We start from the raw sequence: 20,513 nt of genomic DNA, 5'->3' as shown, positions 1-20,513 counted from the left end.
CGATCACTGGTTCCCTCATCCTCGCACGAGGCACCGACACCGACGCGGCTGCCCGCGTCGCCACGGCTGACAGGGCGACATGCGACACGTCGGCCGCACGACCCGGGCGCGGGCGCGGGCGCTCTAACGAAAGGTGGATGCGCTCGCGCGGGGAACGGAGGATCCTTGAGGCGCCGCACCGTACGGCGCCACACGGACAACGGGGGAGACCAGTGGAGACCGCGGAACCGACACCGCATGCCCGCTCAACGAGCCTGGGGGAAGCGGAAGTTGAGCCACCGACAGACGACGCGCGGCCAACCGGCCGGCAGATGGGCGATCAGCACGCCGGCGTTCAGCAGACGGTCGATCAGCAGGCGGGTGACCGTACCGACCGGCCGCAGCTGGCTCTGGAGCTGCTGGTGCACGGCGTCGGCGGCACCACACCCCAGGAGATGCTCGGGGACCCACGCGTCACGCTGATCACCGGCGACGACACCGCCGCCTGCTACCGCCGCACCGACGACTCGGACGCCGAGGCGCGCCCCGCCGACTACCACGGACGGGCGGTCCGCGAGGCCTACTGCTGGTCCAACCTCACCTCGGGCAACGGCGCCCGCGCCCTCTGGCTGCTCCTGGTGCCCTTCATGGTCGCCAACCTCGCCCACTGGATGCGCCCGGCCGCACCGCCCGCCCACAAGGCGCACCGGATCTACGACCTTCTCGTACGCGTCCTCGCGCTCACCCTCACCATCCTGCTGGCCGCCGCGGCCTGCGAGGTCGCCCTCGACCTCACGGCCTGGCAGTGCGCCGGCACCCCGGCCTGCGTCGCCGACCGGTCCTGGCTGGGCTTCGTCAGCCCCGCCGACCACGGCTGGTGGAGCGCCCCGGGCCGCCGCCTCGTGCTCGCCTCCGTGGTGCCCCTGCTGGTCATCGGCTTCCTGTGGTGGCTCTCGCACCGCACCTGGAGCGCGTACGAATCCGCCTCGCCGCCGCCGCGCACCCCGGGCACCTCCCGCGACACCCCGGCCGACGAACGCACCGCGCTGAGCATGCACGGCTTCTGGTACGGCCGCCGCCTCGTCGCCCGGCTGCGCGCCGCGCACACCACGGCCGGTGTGCTGACCGTCGCCGCCACCCTGCGCGTCGCCACCGCGAAGGCCGACCGGCACAGCGGCGCGGACGCCCTCCTCACCGTCACCGGCCAGGCCCTGACCGCCCTGGTCGTGCTGCTCGCCGCCGCCACCCTGGTCATCGTCTGGCGCACCGCCCGCAGCGAGGCCGCCCCCGACGACCAGTCCGACCGCCTGGTGGTGCGGGCGCTGCCGTACGCCTCGCTCGGCGTGCTGGCGCTGATCGCGGTACACAGCGCCTGGGCCCGCCCCGGAGCGCACAGTTCCGGGGCGCTGCCCGGCGCCGCGGCCTTCGGCGGGATCGCCGTCTTCCAGGGCGTCGTGGTCCTCGCGCTCGCCGTGACCGCCTGGGTCCTGCAACGCGCCGTCCGCAGCGAGCAGCGCACCGCCCTGCGCGGCATGGGCGGCCCCGCCGTCGCCCTGTTGTCCTGCGCGGTCGGCGGGGTGCTGTCCGGGGGAGTGGCCCAGCGGTTCGCGGACTGGCTGGACGGCGCCGCGACCCCCGGCCAGGAGCACGCCCCGATGCCAGGACCGCCGGTCCTGCTGTCCTGGCAGGCGTCCGTCCTGCCCCTGCTGCTCGTCGTGGTGGCCATCGTCGCGGTGCTCGCCGCCGTCCGCGTGGTGATCACCCGCAGCCGGATCGCCGAGGACATTCCCGGCTTCTACGACCCCCGCGAGCGCCCCGACGCACGTCGTACGAAGCGCATCGCCGGCACCATCGCCCGCGCCCTGCTGACCGACGCGGCGCCCGTGCTGGTCGCGGCCACCGCTGCCGTCACCCTCGTCCTGGGAGCCGGCGCGGTGGCCGGTGCCTGGATCACCGGCCGCGCGCCCGGCCGCGCCACCGAGGGCGCAGCACCCTTCGTGCACGCCGCCGCCCAGACCGCCGAGTCCCTCGGCTCATGGCTGATGGGCGCCGGCGTCATACTGCTCGTCACCATGGGCCGGCGCGCCTACCGCGACCACTCGGCCCGCCGCACCATCGGCATCCTCTGGGACGTCGGCACGTTCTGGCCGCGGGCCGCCCACCCCTTCGCGCCGCCCTGCTACGCCGAGCGCGCCATCCCCGACCTCACCTGGCGGATCGCGACCTGGACCGAGCGGTTCGACGGGCGCGTGGTGGTCTCCGGGCACTCCCAGGGCAGCGTGCTGGCGGCCGCCGCCGTTTGGCAGCTGGACCTGGTCACCCGCAGCCGGGTCGCGCTGCTCACCTACGGCAGCCCCCTGGAGCGCCTCTACGGACGCTGGTTCCCCGCCTTCTTCGGCCCGCCCGCGCTCTCCGGCCTGCACCGCCAGATGGACGACTGGCGCAACCTGTGGCGCCGCACCGACCCGATCGGCGGCCCCATCCGGCTCGGCCACGAGGACCGCCGCAGGGTCGACGAGGAACCGCTGCGCGACCCGCTCGCCTACGGCCGCACCCTCCAGAACCCGCTGCCCGCCCAGATCCTGGGCCACGGCGACTACCAGGCCGACCCGGCCTTCGACCGGGTGCGCGCCGAACTGCTGGCCCGGCTGGACCCGGCCCCGGGGCTGCCCGGCCAGCGGACACAGCGGGTTCAGGACGGTTCGGGCAGATCCTCGGCGTAGAGCAGGGTGAGGTCGTCGGTGCTCGGGTCGGCCAGCTGCGCGACCCGGCCCGCGTGCCGCTCGACCATCGCCTCGAACGTCTGGCGGGCGGTGCGCCCGTTGCCGAACGACGGCCCCTTGGGCAGCTCCGTGAAGTACGTGAGCAGCGCCTCGCCGGCCCCCTCGGCGAGGCGGTACTCATGCTCCTCGCCCTGCTGCTCGACGATCCGCAGCAGCTCCTCAGGGGTGTAGTCGCCGAAGGTGATGGTCCGTGAGAAGCGGGACGCCACACCGGGGTTGACGGACAGAAAGCGTTCCATCTCCGCGGTGTAGCCCGCCACGATCACCACCACCGCTTCCCGGTGGTCCTCCATCAGCTTCACCAGCGTGTCGATGGCCTCCTTGCCGAAGTCCCGGCCGGAGTCCTCGGGGGAGAGGGCGTAGGCCTCGTCGATGAACAGCACCCCGCCGCGCGCCCGGTCGAACGCCTCCTGGGTACGGATCGCGGTGGACCCGATGTGCTCGCCCACCAGGTCCACCCGCGCCACCTCGACCAGATGCCCGCGCTGCAGCACCCCGAGGGAGGCCAGGATCTCGCCGTACAACCGGGCCACCGTCGTCTTGCCCGTGCCGGGGGAGCCGGTGAACACCAGATGGCGGCGCACCGACGCGGCCTTCAGGCCCGCCTCCTGCCGCCGGCGCCCCACCTCGATCATGTTGATCAGGCTGCGCACCTCGCGCTTGACGCTGTCCAGCCCCACGAGGGTGTCCAGTTCGCCCAGCACCTCGTCGGAGGGACGGCTGACGACGGCCGGTTCGGCGACGGCCGGGACGGCCTGCGGCGCGCGCTGCGCGGGGACCCCCGGAACACTGCCCAGCAGCCCGGCGGTCTGCGTCGCCGTCTGCACGGCGGGCAGCGCCCCGACGGACGGTGCCGGCGCGGCCCGGCTCTCGTCGCTGGTGCAGTCGGTGACGGTCGGCCCGTCGCCCTGCCCGCCGGCGCCCTCGGCGAACTCGTAGCCGCCGCGCGCGCACCGCTCCGTGCGGCACCGCGTCAGCGTCGTACGGCAGCCGTCGATCACATGGAAGCCGAAGCCCGAACTCCCCGTGACCCGGCACCCGTTGAACGTACCGCGGCCCTCGGCGGAGACATAGAAGCCGGCCTCGGCCGGTGCGCTGACCGTGCAGCCCTCGATGGTGGGGTCGGCGCCCTTGGTGACGATCACGCCGGTCTGCGCGCCGTCGATCGTGCAGTTGGCGAGCGTGCCGCCGCTGCCGTGGTCGCGGAACCACGCGCCGGTCGCGGTCTCCCGGATCCGGCAGTCGTCGAGCTGCACCGTCGCCCCGTCGCTCACCGACACCGCGGTGTTCCGCACCTGGGAGATGTCGCTGTCCACCACATCGGCGCGCGAACCCCGGTCCAGCACGAACAGCGCGTCCGGCACATCGTGCACCCGCGTCGAGTCCAGTACGGCCGTCGCGCCGTCGCTCACCCACACCGCCGGGTAGTCACCCGTACTGTCGTGGATCTCGCACTGGTTGGCGTCCACCCGGGTGCCCGGGTCCCATACGGACAGTCCGTTGCGCCCGAAGTGCCGCACCTTGCTGCGGGTCAGGGTCAGCACGGAACGGGACCGCAGATCGACGGCGTTCTCCGGGATGTCGTGGATATCGCAGTCGGCGAGCGTGAGGACCGCGTCGGTGTCCAGGGTGACGCCGTCCGCCGAGGTGCGGTGCACCGTGCAGTCGGTGAGATGGCCGGTGGCCCGCGCGGCGACCTGGATCCCCGCGCCCTTGATCTCGTACAGCTCGCAGCCCACCGCCTCCACCGCGCTGCCCTCGCCGTTGATGGACAGCCCGGCGCCGGAGGCGTGGTGGATCCGGCAGTTCTCCAGCCGTGGATGGCCCCCGCCGCGGACCGCCACACCGGCCTGCCCCGCGGCCACCACCTCACAGTCCTCGAAGACCCCGCCGGCCCCGTCCAGGACGCTGATGCCCACGCCGCCCGCGTTGTCGACGGTGCAGCGCCGCACCGTCGGACGGGCGCCGCCGCGCACCTCGATGCCGGACGCGGACCGGGTCACCACCCGCAGATCGGCCAGCTCCGGGGAACCGTCCTCCACCAGCAGCGCGGGCGAGGCCGAATCCGTCGCCTCCAGATGCAGATCGTGGACCGTCGCCGAGGCCCGTATGGTCAGCGCCACGCCGTCGGCCGGGGCGATCCGCACCGAACCGCGCGCCCCCTCGGGACCGCGCAGCGTCACCGCGCGCACCAGCACCAGATTCTCCCGGTACGTACCGGCCGGCACGGTCAGCACGTCACCGTCCCCCGCGGCTTCCAGGGCGGCGGCGAGCGAGCTGTACTCCCCTGTGCGGCGCCGCCACCGAGACGTTCCGGAGTGCGTCACCTGGACCGAGCCCTGTGCCATGGCGCTGTCGTGCCCCCACCTCGTGCGGCTGTTGTCGGCCCGGCAGGCACATCCGTCCGCGGATGTCCGCATTCGGGTCTGCGAGGCCCCAGCCGAGAGGCTGGCTGCACCACCGTAGCGCGCCCGGCGGGCGGCAGTTGACATGGTCAGCCGCCCGGCCGGACGCGCGCTCAGCTCCCCGCGCCGGCCCGTCCCCAGTCCTGGCCCGCGCGCTCCCACGCCGCGTCCCAGGCATGGAAGCGACGGACCATCAGCCGCCAGACGATCAGCCGTCGGCCGCCCTCGATCAGCGCTCCGGTGGACGCCGCGGTGCCCAGACCGGCCAGCACCGCGTGTGTACCGGCCGTACTGGCGTCCATCGGCCGGGGCTGCACCCTGCCGCGGTCGTCGGTCCAGATCCGGAAGCGCTCACCCGGCTCCACGGGACGCGGCGCGGCGATCTGCCCGGTGTGCTCGCTGCCGTCCCACGCCGTCCACCGGGCGATGACCCGGCGATGCGCGTCGCGCTGCGAGGAGGTCTCCGGATCGGGGTCGAGCGGGGCCCGGGACAGCAGCCGGTCGACGGTGACCCACACCAGATGCCGCTGCGCACTCTGGAGCCGTACGGTGTCCAGGAGCGCGCCGTGCGCGGCCTGACCGGTGAACCAGCCGACGAAGGGCGCCCCGAGAACGATCAGGACGGCGGCTGCCAGCGCCACCCATGCCTCGACCCGGTCGGTCCCGCGCCGCAGCGGATTGCGCCGCCAGCGCCACACACCTCGCATCGCTCGCATCGCCGCTCCCCCTCTCCGTGTCCGTTAAATACCTCATCGCGAGGGGCCTACGGACGAGTTCGGTGAAGAGTGAGCTACCTCACGCCAGAAGACGTCGGCCGGAGGGAACGCCGGGGTCATTCACCTGCCCGGTTTGGGTGCTCGTGGGGCCGCAACGGAGGTATGTGGAGGGGGTGTTATGTGACGGACGTGTGCCGTGGGTGTCCGGTGATCGCACCGGGGGCGCGCCGTCGACAGGCCGGGCCGGGGCCGTGTCCGGGGGCTGTTCCCGGGGCGCTCAGCGCAGCCGTACGGCCACCGTCACCACGGTGCCCGGGGCAGCCGGGGCACCGGCCGTCCCCGCGGCGCCCTCGGTGCCGCTGCCCGCCGCCCCCACCGCGCCCGGCCCGGCGGCGACCGCGAACCGGTCCGCCACCAGCCGCGCCAGCCACAGCCCGCGCCCCTTCGTCGCCCCGTCGAGCCCCGGCAGCAGCTCGGGGATCACCGCCTCGCTGAACCCCGGCCCCGCGTCGCTGATCCGGCACTCCAGCTCATCGCCCACCCGCCGCAGCACCAGCCGCCCGGAGCCGCCCGCATGCTCCACGGCGTTCCCCGCGATCTCGTCCACGGCCAGCACGAACTCGCCGCGCCGCGGTTCGTGCAGCCCCTCGCGGGCCGCGCACTCCTCCACCAGCAGTCGCAGTTGCGGCAGCAGCCGGGCGGTGAAGCGACGCTGCAGCAGCCGGCGTTCCGACTCCTCCGCCGGCGCCCCGGCCGCCCCGGCCGCACCGATGGGATCGGGATTCACCACGGACGTACCACCTCCGTCGCCGCCAGCCGCGGCACCGCCCCGGCGCCCAGCCGCCGCAGCATCCGGGCCTGCCCGCGGTCGCAGCGCACCTCGACCAGTTCGTGTCCCACCGCGCCGCTGACCCCGGCGAGCAGGGCGGTGGCGCAGCCGACCGACAGAAAGTGCAGCCGGGTCAGATCGACGGTCAGCCGCCGCGACGGTGCCGTACGGGCCAGCGCGATCTCCAGCGATCTGGTGAAAGCGGCCCGGTTCGCGGCATCCGCCTCGCCGATGAACCGCAGCGCGTCCTCCGCGTCGCGCACCGCGCGCAGACTGCCCAGCCGCTCCAGGAGGGCACGTGGATGCGCCCGCTCCATCGCGGCGACCGTCTCCCGGTCGAAGCGGCGCCGGTCGTAGGCGCAGATCTCGGTGTACGGCCGGCCGGCGAAGAGCGCGTCCGCATGGGTCTCGCGATGCGCCATGGTGCCGACGTCCGCGCCGAGCGCGGCCACCCAGCCCATGTCGATGAACGCGCGCAGCCCGGTGTACCCCTCGGCCGTCGCCCGCTCCGTCTCCGCGCGCAGCCGGGCCATCTGCCGGGCGGCGGTGAACTCCGCGTCCGGCGCGATCACCTCCCGCATGCTGCTCAGCACCAGCTGGCCGCGCTCGCGCGCCAGAGCCGTGCTGTGGCTGGGGAAGTCGATCCTGGCCAGCACCTCTTCCCCGGGCACGCCGGGGCAGGGGAGGACCAGGACCTTCTCACCACGGGCGAGCCCGAGCCGCACGAAGGCGGTGACGACCTCCCAGCGCACCTCGTCATCGCCATAGCTCACAAAGGCGTGGTCCCCGGGCCGCAGATGCTGGACAGGGATGAGATGGTCGCCGCTGGTGTCACTCGCCGGTGTCGACACGCAGTTCTCTGTCCCCCCGTCGGTCTCTCCCGTCGGCGGCGCCGTGCGCTCACCGCAGGCGGCCGGTGACCGGCCCGCGGTGACTTGGGGCGGCCGCCGCGAGCACCCGTGACGCGCTCGCGGGCGGCGCCGCGCCGCCCGTCAGTCGAGTATCTCGAAAGGGTCGCCGACGCGGATCGTGCCGACGCCGCGGGGGATCAGATTCTGGCCGAAGACCAGCCGGTCACCGAAGCGCCGATGCCGGGCGAGAGTGCGCAGCGGCTCCTTGCCGCGCTCGGCGCTGCGCTGGTCCGTGGTCGTCACCACGCAACGGCTGCAGGGCTTGGCGACGTCGAAGACCACCTCGCCGACGCGGACGCTGCGCCACTCGTCCTCCGCCCAGGGAGCGGTGCCGTCCACCACCACATTGGGCCGGAAACGGTTCATCGGAAGGGGCCCCTCATCGGCGTGATCGCCCTGCGCGATGAGGGAATTGAGGGCGTCCAGCGACGAGGTGGTGGTCAGCAGCAGCGGAAAGCCGTCGGCGAAGCTGACCGTGTCACCGGGCCGGGAGTACACCGGGTCGACGGGGCGGCGCATCTCCGGGGCGTCGAGATACACCAGCTCGGCCTCGACGCCCAGATACCCGCGGAACCAGTCGTGCGCCGCCCGGCCCGCGGGCACCGCCTCGACCTTGTCCTTCCAGACCTCCACCGGGACCGTCTCCCCGGGCGCGGGCACCTCGACCGTCAGCGGCGGCATCCCGGGCGCGGTCAGCCGCAGCCCGCCGCCCGCGAGCTGCTCGGCGGCCGCCAACGCCAACTTCGGCTGCGGCCGTTGGGTCAGCATCCTGCGGTCGCCGTCGACCACCAGCCAGCGTCGGTCCCCGGCGAGCCCCCACGGCTCCACGACCGCCTCGCCGGGACCGGACCCCGCAATGGATTTGACCGGGTAGAGATGGATCGATTGCAGCGCAGGCTTGAGCATGGATCCATCCTGCCAGCCGCCTCGGACAATCGACCGGCAGGCCGGTTTCCGTCCGGACGTGACCGTCGCGCCAGGTCAGTACCCCCGCGGGTATTGGCGGCCGTACGGGTCCTCGTAGGGCGCGGCGGGCCGGGGAGCGGCAGGCCGCGGCGCCATCGGAGCGGCCGGACGCATCGCCTCGTACCCGGTGCCGGTGGGCGGGGCCGGGCGCTGCGGCTGCTGCGGCTGCTGGGCCGGATAGCCGCGGGCACCCGCCTGCTGCGGGATGTACGGCGCCGGAGCGTGCTGCAGCGGGGCGACCGGCTGCGCGGCGGCACCCGGGTAGCCCTGACCCGCGGAGGGATAGGAGGGAGCTGCGGGGAGTGCGGGCAGTGCCGCGGGGAGCGCCGGCAGATACGACGAGCCGGTCTCATAGGAAGGAGGAGACACCCGGATCGGCGCGATCTGCGGTGTGCCGCGCTCTGCGACGAGGCTGTCGTAGATCGGGGTGTCCGGGAAGGAGGGCGAAGCGTAGTAGCCGCCGCCGTAGGTAGAGCGGGGGGAGGTCATGCGTCATAAGTTAAGCCCACCATGTGCCGATTGGGGAGCCTGAAAAGAGGGTTGTTTTACGAGTTGGGAGAGGCTGGGGAACCCCAATGCGAGCGAACATGCGGAAATCGGTCGCGATCGCCCGTAGGGATCGTGTAAAGACCTCGCTTCTCGCAGGTGAACAGGGGGCGTTCGGGACAGTCCCGGCCAAGTAGGTTGGGAGGTGCCACGGCTGACGGGCCACGGAGGACGAGAGGAAGGCGCACGATGTCGATGCTCAAGGGCAGCAACGTTCCGGTTCCGGCCCCGGCGGTCAGGGTGGAGCTGGGCTGGCAGGCGGCCCCGGGGACTCCGGATGTGGATGCCTCCGCCCTGCTCCTGGCGTCCGGAAAGGTCCGTGACGACGCCGACTTCGTCTTCTACAACCAGGCGGTGCACGCTTCGGGGGCGGTACGCCACGAGGGCAAGCGGCCGGCCGGCGGCGCACTGACCGACACCCTCGCCGTCGACCTCGCCGCCGTCGAGCCCGCCGTCGACAAGGTGGTGCTCGCCGCCTCCGCCGACGGCGGCACGTTCGGGAGCGTCCCCGGGCTGCACATCCGGGTGCTGGACGCGGCGAGCGGCGCCGAACTGGCCCGCTTCGACAGCCAGGACGCCACCGCCGAGACCGCCTTCGTGCTCGGCGAGCTCTACCGCCGCCAGGGCGCCTGGAAATTCCGCGCCGTGGGGCAGGGCTACGACACCGGGCTCGCCGGCCTGGCCACCGACTTCGGTATCAGCGTCGACGAGGAGCCGGCCGCGGCCCAGCCGCCCGCCGCCACCCCCGCCCAGCCGCCCGCCGCGCCCCCGGCCGCGCCGCCCATGGCCCCCGCGCCCCCGTTGCCAACGGGTCAACCGGCGGCGTCAATCCCGCCCCCGCCGGGCCCGCCCGCGCAGGCCCCCGCGCCCGCTCCCGTTCGTCTGACAAAAGTCACCCTCACGAAGGAGGCTCCAGCCGTCTCGTTGACGAAGCAGGGCGGCACCTCCGGCGCGATGCGCGTGAACCTCAACTGGAACAGCGGCGGCGCCGGCAAGCGGCTCACGAAGAAACTCGGCCGCAAGGCGCTGGAGGCCATGGGCGCCCGAGGCGCGCTGCTGCCCCCGTCCGGCGATCTCGACCTCGACCTGTGCGCGCTCTACGAGCTGACCGACGGCAGCGCCGGGGTCGTGCACCCCATCGGAGGCAACTTCGGGGCGCTGCACGCACCGCCGTACATCCAGCTCGACGGCGACGACCGCACCGGGTCCGTCGCCGCCGGCGAGAACATGACCATCAACCTCGACCACCAGGCGCGCATCCAACGCATCCTGATCTTCGTCACGGTCTATGCCGGCGCCCGCAGCTTCGAGGGCCTCAAGGCCACGGTCACCCTCCAGCCGCAGCACGGCGCCCCCGTCGACTTCACCCTCGACGAGTGCACCGTGCCCTCCAACGTCTGCGCGCTGGCCCTGATCACCAACACCGGCAGCGAGCTCGTCGTCCAGCGCGAGGCCCGCTACCTCGTCCCCGAGCCCGGCATCAGCCCGCAGCGCACCGTCGACTACGCCTACAAATGGGGCCTGGACTGGTCGCCGGCCAGCAAGTGACGCCGGGGGGCGTCCGGGGCCGGCCTCACCGGGGCCCGTAGGTCCGGCCCTTCCACGCCGCCCCGCGCCCCCGGTAGTGCTGTACGGCCGAGTCCACCGTCATCAGCAGATACAGCAGCGCGGTGAACGGCAGCAGCGGCGCCGTCCACGGCGGCTGCCGGTAGTAGCGCAGCATCGGCAGATACGTTCCGCTCATCACCAGCCAGGCGGCCCCGCCCAGCGCCGCCACCGTCGAATCGCCGCCGGCCAGCCCGGCGAGCAGCGCGGCCGGCGGGGCGAGATACACCAGCAGGAGACCGGCGGCCGTCGCCAGCAGCAATTGCGGCCGGTGCCGCAGCTGGGCGTACGCGCTGCGCGCGACCATCCGCCACAGCTCGGCCAGCCGCGGATACGGGCGCACACTGTCCACCCGGTCGGCGAGCCCCAGCCAGATGGTGCCGCCGTGCCGCTGCACGGCCCGCGCCAGCTTCACATCGTCGATCACCGCATGCCGGATCGACTCCGGGATACCCGCCCGCTCCGCGGCGTCCAGCCGCAGCAGCACACAGCCGCCGGCCGCCGCGGCGGTCCGCGCCCCGGGACGGTTGACCCAGCGGAACGGGTAGAGCTGCCCGAAGAAGTACACGAACGCCGGCACGATCAGCCGCTCCCAGAACGTCACGACCCGCAGCCGCGCCATCTGCGACACCAGATCCAGATCCGCCGACCGGGCCGCCGCGACCAACTCCCGCAGACTGTCCGGCTCGTGCGCGATATCCGCGTCCGTCAGCAGCAGATACTCCGGCCCGACCCGCAGCCGCGCCAGCGCGATCCCCTGCCGTACGGCCCACAGCTTGCCCGTCCACCCCGGCTCCGGCTCACCGGGCGACGAGACCGTCAGCGGCAGCCCGCCCCGCTCGGCCGCCAGCTCCCGGGCCAGCGCCCCGGTGCCGTCCGTGCTGCCGTCGTCGACGAGAAACACCTCGGCCCGGCCCGGGTACTTCTGCGCCAGCAGCGACGGCAGGCTGTGCGGCAGCACCTCGGCCTCGTCGCGCGCCGGGACCACCACCGCGACCGAGGGCCAGCGCTCCGGGTCGCGGCGCGCCGGAAGCCGTACGTCCGTCCGCCAGAAGAAGCCCTGTCCCAGCAGCAGCCACACCCAGGCCAGCAGCGACCCGGCGCCGATCCACTCCATCGCTCCCACGGCCGCAGTCTGCCGCACCCCGGCCGCCGCACACCTGCGTTCGGCAGGGTGTACCGGGATGGCGCAATCGGGGTGGTGTCCGGGCCCGGGGGCGCCCCGGTCGCACGCCGGTAGGAAAAGACGCTCGCCCGGCCGAGTAAAGTGTCCGGGTGAAGATCGCGCTCATGGACTCCGGAAACGGGCTGCTCGCTGCGGCCGCGGCCGTGCGGCGAATGCGGCCGGACGCCGATCTCGTCCTCTCCTCGGACCCCGACGGTATGCCCTGGGGCCCGCGTACCCCCGACGACGTCGCCGCGCACGCGCTGGCCGTGGCACGCGCCGCCGCCGCGCACCGCCCCGACGCCCTGATCGTCGCCTGCAACACCGCGTCCGTGCACGCCCTGCCGGTGCTCCGCGCCGAACTGGAACCCGCCGTGCCGGTCATCGGCACCGTCCCGGCCATCAAGCCCGCGGCGGCCGGCGGCGGCCCGGTCGCCATCTGGGCCACCCCCGCCACCACCGGCAGCCCCTACCAGCGGGATCTGATCGAGCGGTTCGCCAGCGGCGTGGCCGTCACCGGCGTGCCCTGCCCCGGCCTGGCCGACGCCGTCGAGACGGCGGACGAGAGAGCCATCGACGCCGCCATCGCCGCGGCCGCGCAGCGCACCCCGCAGGACGTGCGGTCCGTCGTCCTGGGCTGCACCCACTACGAACTCGTCGCCGAACGCATCCGGGCCGCGCTCCAGCAGCCCGGCGCCCCCGCCCTCGTCCTGCACGGCTCCGCCGACGCCGTCGCCGCCCAGGCGCTCCGCCGCATCGGCGCCGAGCCGGCCACCGCGGCCGCGCCGACCGGCGGCCTGACCGTGCTCCTCAGCGGCCGCACGGCCGGACTCCCGGCCCCCGTGTTCGCCTACGCCGAGGGCCGGCTGCTCGCCGGAAGCGGCCGCGCAACGGAGGCCGAGCGCGGCGCTCCGGCCGCCGACGAGGCCGCCACCGCTGCGCTGCGGCACTGACGTCGGGCCCGGCGCGTCCCGTGCCGTGAACCACCCGCCCGCAGCACTGCCATAGCGTGTGAAGGCGCGTACGCTGCGTTCCATGAGGGACCACCCCCAGGAGGGGGCAGCAGCCCCCGAGAACCACGGCGGTACCGACGGCGCGGGCGCCGGCGCGCGCCCCGTCGGCGGCTCCCATGCGGACATTCCCGAGGTCTGGCACGGCAGCGCCACCAACCGCATCCAGTGGCTACTGGCCGCCGTGGGCGCGGCCTGCCTGGCGCTCGGCATCGAGCTGGCCGTCGACAGCGCCTACACCGCCAGCCCCGCTCCCCTGGTGATGTCGGTGGTCGGCTGTGTCGCGGCCGGCCTGCTGGTGCTCTTCGGCACGCTCGCCTTCGTCCATGTGTCGGTCCGCGTGGACCGGGAGTGCCTGGAAGTGCGGTGCGGCCACATCGGGGTGCCACGCCGCCGGATCCCCCTCGACAGCGTCGTCGGCGCCGACTTCGCGCCCAGCGTCACCCCCCGCCACTGGGGCGGCTGGGGCTACCGCTGGCGCCCCGAGCAGGGCACGGCCGTCGTCGTACGCCGCGGCGAGGGCGTGGTCCTCCAGCTCGGCGACGGGCGCACCTTCACCGTCACCGTCGACAACGCCGAGGCCGCGGTGCGGTGCATCCGCAGCCGGCTGGGCCTGCGCGGCGGGACGCCGACGGGCGCCTGAGCGGCGCCCCAGGAGCGTGCCGATCCGTGCCGTGGGCGGTCCGGTGTGCGGGGCGCGCGGACGGTTCCGTGTTCCGGGGTTCCGGGCGCGTGCGCGCCGGGGGTGGGCTCGTGCTTTCCCTTAAGGTGCACAGCATGGCAACCCCCGACTTCATCCGTGACCTCCGGATCGCCATCGGCAGCGAGCTCCTGTGGCTGCCCGGCGTGACCGCGGTCGTCTTCGACGACGAGGGCCGTGTCCTGCTGGGCAAGCGGGCGGACAACGGCTGCTGGGCGGTGATCGGCGGCATCCCCGAGCCCGGCGAGCAGCCCGCCGAGACCGCGGTGCGCGAGGTGTACGAGGAGACCGCGGTACGGGTCGTCGCCGAGCGGATCGTCCTCGTGGAGAGCGTGCCGCCGGTCCGGTACCCCAACGGCGACGTCTGCCAGTTCATGGACGTGACGCTGCGCTGCCGGGCGGTCGGCGGCGATGCCCGGGTCAACGACGACGAGTCGCTGGAGGTGGGCTGGTTCACCCTGGACGCCCTGCCGGAGCTCGACGACTACGCCCTGACCCGCATCAAGCGGGCGGTCGAGGCGGGGCCGTCGTGGTTCCAGGGGCAGGGGGAAGCGCCCCAGGGATAGCCGGGCGGCCAGCGCCTGCCCGACGGATCGGGCTCTGACGGGCCCTACAGCTCCTCACAGCTCCTCCGTGGAGGGCTCCTCCATCGGATCGCCGGTCTCGTCGGGAAGCGAGGGGAGCTGGGACTCCTCCGGGCTGTCCGGCTCCTCCGGGCCGCCGGGCTGGTCGGACGGGGCGGGCTGCTCCCCGGACGCCTCGGTGTGCATCTCCAGCTTGTCCTTGCGGCAGGTGCTCAGCCAGGTGCCGGTGGGGCCGCTCTCGTACTGGCAGAACCAGCCCCGTATGGCCAGCGACCCCAGGTCCCCGCCGGCCTCCTGCGGCGCCCGCAGAAAGAACTCGGACATCACGTCGTGGGCCTCCTCGCAGCCCACCGTGCCACCGGCTCCCGGGTCGGCGAAGAGCGCCACGTCCCTGGCGTCGCCCAGCGCGTCGGAGATCTCGCCGCAGCTCACGGGCTGTCCCGGGACGGCGGGCGACGACTCCGGGTCCGGCGTGCTGCCCGGGCCGGCGGACCGTGACGGGGCTGTGGACTCCCCGCCGTCGTCGTCGCTCCCGCATCCCGCGGCGGCGAGCGCGAACAGCACGGTCGGCACGGCGATGAGCCTACGCATGGTCGGACTCCCTTGCGGCGGAGGTGCGCTGCGTCGTTTGACGCTAGGAGCCCCGCGGGGGGAGCGGCGATCCGGGAACGACTGTTCGGGTGATGCCGGACGGTGTCCGCAGGGGCCGGGGAGGCGTCGGGGGAGCGGCCGGGGAGGGGGTGGCGCCCTCGGTACGTCCGGCATCGCCCCCCCCGGAATCCGCCGGCGATGTCACCGGTGAAGCCGCCCAGGTCGGTACCGATCGGTCAGGTCGGTACCGAACGGCGGAGCCCCGGCCTGTGGGCGTCGAGGACTTCGGAGAGGCCGGGGCCATGCGGCGACCCCGCCGTCCGGGCGTGTCGGGCCGGTCCGGAGGGGAACGGCCCGGGGCGGGCGGCGCCGTACGGGGCCCTTCGCCTTCCGGTTGAGCGCCCACCCGGGCCGTCGTATCGTGTGAGAATATCGCTACGCTGAGTGACGGCGAAGGGTGCGGCGCATGACGGCTGAAATCCCGCTCGACGGCACGGGCGCCACCGAGGTCCTGATCGTCGGTGCCGGTCCGACCGGCCTCACCCTCGCCTGCGATCTGGCCAGGCGCGGCGTGCGCGCCCACCTGATCGAGAAGTCCGACCACCTGTTCCCCGGGTCACGCGGCAAAGGGCTGCAGCCCCGCACCCAGGAGGTCTTCGACGATCTCGGCGTGATCGACGAGATCCGGGCGGGCGGCGCGCCCTTCCCCCCGATGCAGACCTGGGAGGGCGGCGAGCGCCGCGGCGAGTGGGACCTGATCGACAAGGCGCCCGGCCGCACCCTCTCCGCCTATCCGCGGGTATGGATGATCCCGCAGTGGCGCACTCAACGGATCCTCTACGAACGGCTGCTGGAGCTCGGCGGCAGCGTCGAGTTCGAGACCACGCTGCTCAACCTGGAGCAGACCGACGACCATGTCACCGTCGAGCTCGCACACCCCGACGGGACGAGCCGCACGGTCACCGCCCGGTACCTCGTCGGCGCCGACGGCGGCCACAGCACGGTGCGGCACGCCCTGGGCCTGCGCATGACGGCCGCGGACACCCGGCTGCGCCCCTCGCTGGTCGCCGACGTCCGAATACACGGCCTCGACCGCGACAACTGGCATGTCTGGCCCAAGGCGCCCGGCGGCCCGATGCTCCTGTGCCCGCTGCCCGGCACCGAGGACTTCCAGTTCTCCGCGCAGTTCGACATCGACCGGCCGCACGCCACCCACGACGTCCGCACCATCATCGGCTCCCGGAGCCATCTGCCCGCCAGCGCGGTCACCCACGTCCGCTGCGCCTCGTACTACCAGCCGCACGCGGCCCTCGCCCCCCGGTTCAAACAGGGCAGGGTGTTCCTCGCCGGGGACGCCGCGCACGTCCACCCGCCCGGCGGCGGACAGGGGCTCAACACCAGCGTCCAGGACGCCTACAACCTGGGCTGGAAGCTGGGCCAGGTGCTTCGGCACGGCGCGGACCGGCGGCTGCTGGAGAGTTACGCGGCGGAGCGGCTGCCGGTCGCCGCCGCGGTGCTGAAACTGAGCACCCGGCTGTACCGCGTCGGCCGCACCCCGGAGGTGGGCAGCGCCCACCAGGCGGCGCACCGCGGACGGATGACCAACCAGCTGGATGTCGGCTACCGGGAGAGCCCGCTGTCGAGGGAGGCCCGGCGGGGCACGAACCTGTCCGCGCTCTGCGCCGGCGACCGCGCTCCCGACCTGCCGTGGCCGGCCGGCCAGGAGTGCCGGGCCAACGACGGCACGCCGGCCCGGCGCCTCTTCGACCTGCTGCGCGGCCCGCAGTTCACACTGCTCGCCGTCGCGATGGACCTGCCCGACGCGCCCCGAGGCGTGCACGCCCACCAGGTGGACGACAGCACCGTCGCATCGGTCTACGGGGAAGGCCTGTTCCTGGTCCGTCCGGACGGATACGTCGGCCTGGCGACCCACGATCCGGCGGATGTGCCCGCCTATCTGGCGACGGTCGGACTCTCCTGAGCGGGGCGGCGGTCGAGGCCCGCCCCAGGCGCCCTGACGATGCCCGGCGTAGCGGCGGCGCGTACGGGGCATGCGCACGGGCGGCGGCGGGCAGGCCGCAGGAACACGCCGGGCATTCGTGTGAGTTGGGTGATTTTCGTGTGGCGCGGCCCGGCGTTGCGGAATGACAGTTCTGGAGATCTTCGCGGACGGATGGACGGACAGCCGGACGGCGGCGGACGGAGGCAAGGTGGCTGGCAAGTCGGGCAGGGCCGGCGAGGCGCACAAGGCGGGGGACCCGGGCCGGGCCGACCTCGCCGGGTGGGCCGACGGTGCCGAAGGGAACAGCGCGATATCCGGCTCGGGGGTGTGCCGCCCCCGCGAATCGCCGCCGGCGCGCGGCGCACCACTGACGGAGCATCGCGCATCGCTGACGGAGCATCGCGCACCGCCGCTCCCCGGGGCGACCCGCCGGGACATACTCGCGGCCACGGCGGCGGTCGGCCTCGGTCTGATCACCGGGTGCGGCAAACCGTCCGATCGCACCGACTCCGCCCCCGGGGCGTCACCGCCCGACAACCCGCAGCGGTCCGCGGACACCACCTCGGACCCGTCCGCCCCATCCGGCCCGGACGGCACATCGAGACCCCCCGGTACGCCGGGCTCGGCCGCCCCTTCCGACCCGCCCGCCGCCTCGAACCCGGCGCCCGGACCGGCGAAACAGCGGCGGGAACTGCCCCGGGGCGGGTGGGAACTGTTCCCCCGTCACCGCCTGGTCGGCTTCTGCGGCCTGCCCGGCGCGGTGGCACTCGGCAGGCTCGGCATCGGCGCCCCCGGCAGGCGGGCCGCCGAGCTCGCGAAGGTGGCGAAGACCTACGCCGCGGGGCGCGAACCGCTGCCGGTGCTCGAGCTCCTGGCGGTGGTCGCCAACGCCGATGCCGGCCGGGACGGCAGTTACCGCTCGCGCACGCCCTCGGCGACCATCCGCCGCTTCCACGCACTCGCCCGCAAGCACCGGGCGCTGCTGCTGCTCAACATCCAGCCGGGCCGCGCCGCGGTGCTCGACGAGGTCGAAGCGCTGCACGACTGGCTGGTCCACCCCGATGTGGGCCTCGCCCTCGACCCGGAGTGGGAGATGGGCCCCCACGAGGTGCCCGGCCGCACCTTCGGCCGCACCAGCGGCCATGAGCTGACCCGCGTCGCCCGCTATCTGTCCGCCCTGGTCGACGCACACGCACTGCCCCAGAAGGCGCTCGTCTTCCATCAGGTCGCCACGTCCGTGGTGCGCGACGAGTCCGCGCTGCGCCCGCAGCCCGGCGTGGCCCTGATCAAGAGCGTCGACGGCATCGGCTCACCCGCCCTGAAACGGCGCACCTGGCGCCATCTCGTCTCCGGCATGCCCGACGGCGTCCACGCCGGCTTCAAGCTGTTCTACGAGGAGGACGCGAAGGGCAGCCGCCTGATGAGCCCGGACGAGGTCCTGCGCCTCAGTCCGGAGCCGGACTACGTGATGTACGAGTGAGGACGCGGCGGCGTACCTGGTGCACGCAACAGCCCCCGAGGCCGGGCGGCGGGCGCACGGCACTCGGGGGCTGAAGCGGGCTCCGGACGACGCTACGAAGAGGCGGCGTTCCGGCGCGGTGCCGACGAACGGTCCCCGTTCCGCGGGGCCGAAGAACGGTCCCCGTTCCCGGCGCGGCGGGCCTGGGCCGGGCGGCTTCGGCGGCCGCGAGACGAGGACGAGGACGAGCTGCGCTTGGGGCGGTCGGCGACCGGCGCGGCGATGGTGACCGGGATGCCCGACGGGGCCTGGGCGCCCGTGATACGGGTGAGTTCGGCGTCGCCGGAGCGGACCTGGGTGATCTGCGGGGTTATGCCCGCGGTCGCCATGAGCCGGGTGATCTCGCGGCGCTGGTTGGGCAGCACCAGCGTCACCACGCTGCCGGACTCGCCGGCCCGCGCGGTTCGGCCGCCACGGTGCAGATAGTCCTTGTGGTCGGTCGGCGGGTCGACGTTGACGACCAGATCCAGGTTGTCGACATGGATGCCGCGGGCCGCGACATTGGTCGCCACCAGCGCGGTGACCTGCCCGGACTTGAACTGCGCGAGGGTGCGGTTGCGCTGCGGCTGCGACTTGCCGCCGTGCAGCGCGGACGCCCGTACACCACTGGCCAGCAGGTCCTTGGTGAGCCGGTCGACGGCGTGCTTGGTGTCCAGGAACATGATCACCCGGCCGTCGCGCGCCGCGATCTCGACCGTGGTGGCGTGCTTGTCCGTGCCCTGCACATGCAGGATGTGGTGCTCCATCGTGGTGACCGCGCCGGCCGACGGGTCGACGGAGTGCACGACCGGGTCGTTGAGGAAGCGCCGCACCAGCTTGTCCACATTGCGGTCCAGGGTGGCCGAGAAGAGCAGCCGCTGACCGTCCGCACGCACCTGGTTGAGCAGTTCGGTGACCTGCGGCATGAAGCCCATGTCGGCCATCTGGTCGGCCTCGTCCAGGACGGTGATCCGCACCTCGTCCAGACGGCAGTCGCGGCGCTCGATGAGGTCCTTGAGGCGTCCCGGAGTGGCGACGACGACCTCGGCACCGTTGCGCAGCGCGCCGGCCTGGCGGCCGATGGACATGCCGCCGACGACCGTGGCCAGCCGCAGATGCAGGGCCTGGGCATACGGGGTGAGCGCGTCGGTGACCTGCTGGGCCAGCTCACGGGTGGGCACCAGGACCAGCGCGAGCGGCTGGCGCGGCTCGGCGCGCTGCCCGGCGGTACGGGCCAGCAGGGCGAGGCCGAAGGCGAGGGTCTTGCCCGATCCGGTGCGGCCGCGGCCGAGGACGTCACGCCCGGCCAGGGAGTTGGGCAGCGTCGCGGCCTGGATGGGGAACGGCTCGGTCACCCCGAGCCGGGTGAGCGTCGTGAGCAGCGGCGCGGGCATGTCCAGCTCGCCGAAGGTCTCGGCGGCGGGCAGCGCGGGCGTGATGGTGACCGGGAGTGCGAACTCGCCCTGCGGGGCGGCGGCCTTGGGCCGGCGCGGTCCCTGCGAGCGGAAGCGGCCGCCGGAGCCGCCGTTGCGGCCGCCGGAGCGGGAGCCGCCGCCGGAGCCCGCGGAGCGGGAGCCACCGGAACGGCCGTAGCGGTCATTGGAGCGGGTGCTGCGGTTCAAACGGAACCTTCCTCGATGCGGCGCGTATCGAGGGAGACCCGGCGGGGCGCAGTGCCGCGCGAGGAATCGCAAGAACGAGCCGGAAAGTGAGCTGGAGACCGGGGCGGACGGAAATCCGTCGCCCCGGAGACTCGAAACGGCCGGCGCCCGCCGGAAAGCGTTGGAACGGGCGGAGCGGGTGGAGCTGGCGGACGCCGGGCCGTGGGAGTGGCCGGCTGCTGCCGGCCGGTGATGCTGGGGGGTCGTGCCGGCCGGGTCAGGCCGGGACGATGTTCTCCGCCTGCGGGCCCTTCTGGCCCTGGGTGACGTCGAAGCTGACCTTCTGGCCTTCCTGAAGCTCGCGGAAGCCCTGGGCGTTGATGTTCGAGTAGTGGGCGAAGACGTCAGCGCCGCCGCCGTCCTGCTCGATGAAGCCGAAGCCCTTTTCCGCGTTGAACCACTTCACGGTGCCAGTCGCCATGTGCGTCTCTTTTCGTTAATTGACAATAAAAATGCGCCTGCGGGTCACTGCCCGTCAGGCGCACACAATGTCATGGGTACCAAAACTGCAACTGACCAAGAACCTAGCACGAATGTCGCCGCCGTGGAGGATCACCGCCGG

Annotated in this window: 17 protein-coding genes; 7 read left to right on the top strand and 10 right to left on the bottom strand. The window is 73.7% G+C overall.

Annotation, left to right across the window (positions count from 1 at the left end; genetic code table 11):
* Positions 1 to 434 precede the first annotated feature (434 nt).
* The gene (locus tag FCH28_RS31205) at positions 435 to 2,702 is read left to right on the top strand and encodes a lipase family protein (protein WP_246103415.1); all 2,268 of its coding nucleotides are present in this window, start codon (positions 435 to 437) and stop codon (positions 2,700 to 2,702) included.
* On the opposite strand, the gene FCH28_RS31200 is transcribed toward FCH28_RS31205, so the two are convergent.
* The 6 genes from FCH28_RS31200 to FCH28_RS31175 all read right to left on the bottom strand — a co-directional run bounded on the left by FCH28_RS31200 (position 2,672) and on the right by FCH28_RS31175 (position 9,078).
* Positions 2,672 to 5,110: a right-handed parallel beta-helix repeat-containing protein gene (locus tag FCH28_RS31200; protein ID WP_136743536.1), complete on the bottom strand. Its 2,439-nt coding sequence runs from the start codon at positions 5,108 to 5,110 to the stop codon at positions 2,672 to 2,674. The two genes, FCH28_RS31205 and FCH28_RS31200, sit on opposite strands and share 31 nt — an antisense overlap.
* 170 nt (positions 5,111 to 5,280) lie before the next feature.
* On the bottom strand, positions 5,281 to 5,883 hold the full coding sequence (locus FCH28_RS31195) for an Rv1733c family protein (RefSeq protein ID WP_169314299.1): 603 nt from the start codon (positions 5,881 to 5,883) through the stop codon (positions 5,281 to 5,283).
* Between the two features lie 277 nt (positions 5,884 to 6,160).
* Positions 6,161 to 6,673 carry an ATP-binding protein gene (locus tag FCH28_RS31190; RefSeq protein ID WP_425472038.1) on the bottom strand — a complete coding sequence of 171 codons (513 nt, stop codon included), beginning with the start codon at positions 6,671 to 6,673 and terminating at the stop codon, positions 6,161 to 6,163.
* The gene (locus tag FCH28_RS31185; protein WP_136743535.1) at positions 6,667 to 7,563 is read right to left on the bottom strand and encodes an MEDS domain-containing protein; all 897 of its coding nucleotides are present in this window, start codon (positions 7,561 to 7,563) and stop codon (positions 6,667 to 6,669) included. Before FCH28_RS31185 ends, FCH28_RS31190 begins: the two co-directional genes overlap by 7 nt.
* 141 nt (positions 7,564 to 7,704) lie before the next feature.
* Positions 7,705 to 8,529, bottom strand: a complete 825-nt coding sequence (locus tag FCH28_RS31180; protein WP_136743534.1) for an MOSC domain-containing protein — start codon at positions 8,527 to 8,529, stop codon at positions 7,705 to 7,707.
* A 75-nt stretch (positions 8,530 to 8,604) separates the two neighbouring features.
* Positions 8,605 to 9,078, bottom strand: a complete 474-nt coding sequence (locus FCH28_RS31175; protein WP_136743533.1) for a DUF6643 family protein — start codon at positions 9,076 to 9,078, stop codon at positions 8,605 to 8,607.
* A gap of 246 nt (positions 9,079 to 9,324) precedes the next feature.
* Here FCH28_RS31175 and FCH28_RS31170 point away from each other — a divergent pair, with 246 nt between their 5' ends.
* Positions 9,325 to 10,683 (top strand): TerD family protein, encoded by a 1,359-nt coding sequence (locus FCH28_RS31170; protein ID WP_136743532.1) that lies wholly within the window; start codon positions 9,325 to 9,327, stop codon positions 10,681 to 10,683.
* A gap of 25 nt (positions 10,684 to 10,708) precedes the next feature.
* On the opposite strand, the gene FCH28_RS31165 is transcribed toward FCH28_RS31170, so the two are convergent.
* Positions 10,709 to 11,857 (bottom strand): glycosyltransferase, encoded by a 1,149-nt coding sequence (locus tag FCH28_RS31165; protein ID WP_136743670.1) that lies wholly within the window; start codon positions 11,855 to 11,857, stop codon positions 10,709 to 10,711.
* Between the two features lie 158 nt (positions 11,858 to 12,015).
* Between FCH28_RS31165 and FCH28_RS31160 the strand changes: the two genes are divergently transcribed.
* The 3 genes from FCH28_RS31160 (at position 12,016) to FCH28_RS31150 (ending at position 14,181) form a co-directional block, all read left to right on the top strand.
* Entirely contained in the window at positions 12,016 to 12,858 is an 843-nt protein-coding gene (locus FCH28_RS31160; protein WP_187363971.1) for a glutamate racemase, read from the top strand.
* Positions 12,859 to 12,940: 82 nt separating this feature from the next.
* Positions 12,941 to 13,558 (top strand): hypothetical protein, encoded by a 618-nt coding sequence (locus FCH28_RS31155; RefSeq protein ID WP_187363970.1) that lies wholly within the window; start codon positions 12,941 to 12,943, stop codon positions 13,556 to 13,558.
* A gap of 134 nt (positions 13,559 to 13,692) precedes the next feature.
* Positions 13,693 to 14,181: an NUDIX hydrolase gene (locus tag FCH28_RS31150; protein ID WP_136743531.1), complete on the top strand. Its 489-nt coding sequence runs from the start codon at positions 13,693 to 13,695 to the stop codon at positions 14,179 to 14,181.
* 54 nt (positions 14,182 to 14,235) lie between these two features.
* On the opposite strand, the gene FCH28_RS31145 is transcribed toward FCH28_RS31150, so the two are convergent.
* Positions 14,236 to 14,790, bottom strand: a complete 555-nt coding sequence (locus tag FCH28_RS31145; RefSeq protein WP_136743530.1) for a hypothetical protein — start codon at positions 14,788 to 14,790, stop codon at positions 14,236 to 14,238.
* 466 nt (positions 14,791 to 15,256) lie between these two features.
* On the opposite strand from FCH28_RS31145, the gene FCH28_RS31140 reads away from it, so the two are divergent.
* Both FCH28_RS31140 and FCH28_RS39520 read left to right on the top strand, forming a co-directional pair.
* On the top strand, positions 15,257 to 16,771 hold the full coding sequence (locus FCH28_RS31140) for an FAD-dependent monooxygenase (RefSeq protein ID WP_136743529.1): 1,515 nt from the start codon (positions 15,257 to 15,259) through the stop codon (positions 16,769 to 16,771).
* Positions 16,772 to 17,000: 229 nt separating this feature from the next.
* Entirely contained in the window at positions 17,001 to 18,272 is a 1,272-nt protein-coding gene (locus FCH28_RS39520; RefSeq protein ID WP_246103409.1) for a hypothetical protein, read from the top strand.
* 92 nt (positions 18,273 to 18,364) lie between these two features.
* Here the strand turns inward: FCH28_RS39520 and FCH28_RS31130 are convergent, their stop codons facing one another.
* Together FCH28_RS31130 and FCH28_RS31125 are read right to left on the bottom strand one after the other, a co-directional pair.
* Positions 18,365 to 19,912 (bottom strand): DEAD/DEAH box helicase, encoded by a 1,548-nt coding sequence (locus FCH28_RS31130; RefSeq protein ID WP_136743528.1) that lies wholly within the window; start codon positions 19,910 to 19,912, stop codon positions 18,365 to 18,367.
* Between the two features lie 256 nt (positions 19,913 to 20,168).
* On the bottom strand, positions 20,169 to 20,372 hold the full coding sequence (locus FCH28_RS31125; RefSeq protein WP_030991131.1) for a cold-shock protein: 204 nt from the start codon (positions 20,370 to 20,372) through the stop codon (positions 20,169 to 20,171).
* Positions 20,373 to 20,513 lie beyond the last annotated feature (141 nt).

Source organism: Streptomyces piniterrae, from assembly GCF_005048155.1.
GTDB classification, from domain to species: Bacteria; Actinomycetota; Actinomycetes; order Streptomycetales; family Streptomycetaceae; genus Streptomyces; species Streptomyces piniterrae.
Note: the sequence above shows the minus strand (reverse complement) of the source record. Positions and strands in the feature narration are given on the sequence as shown.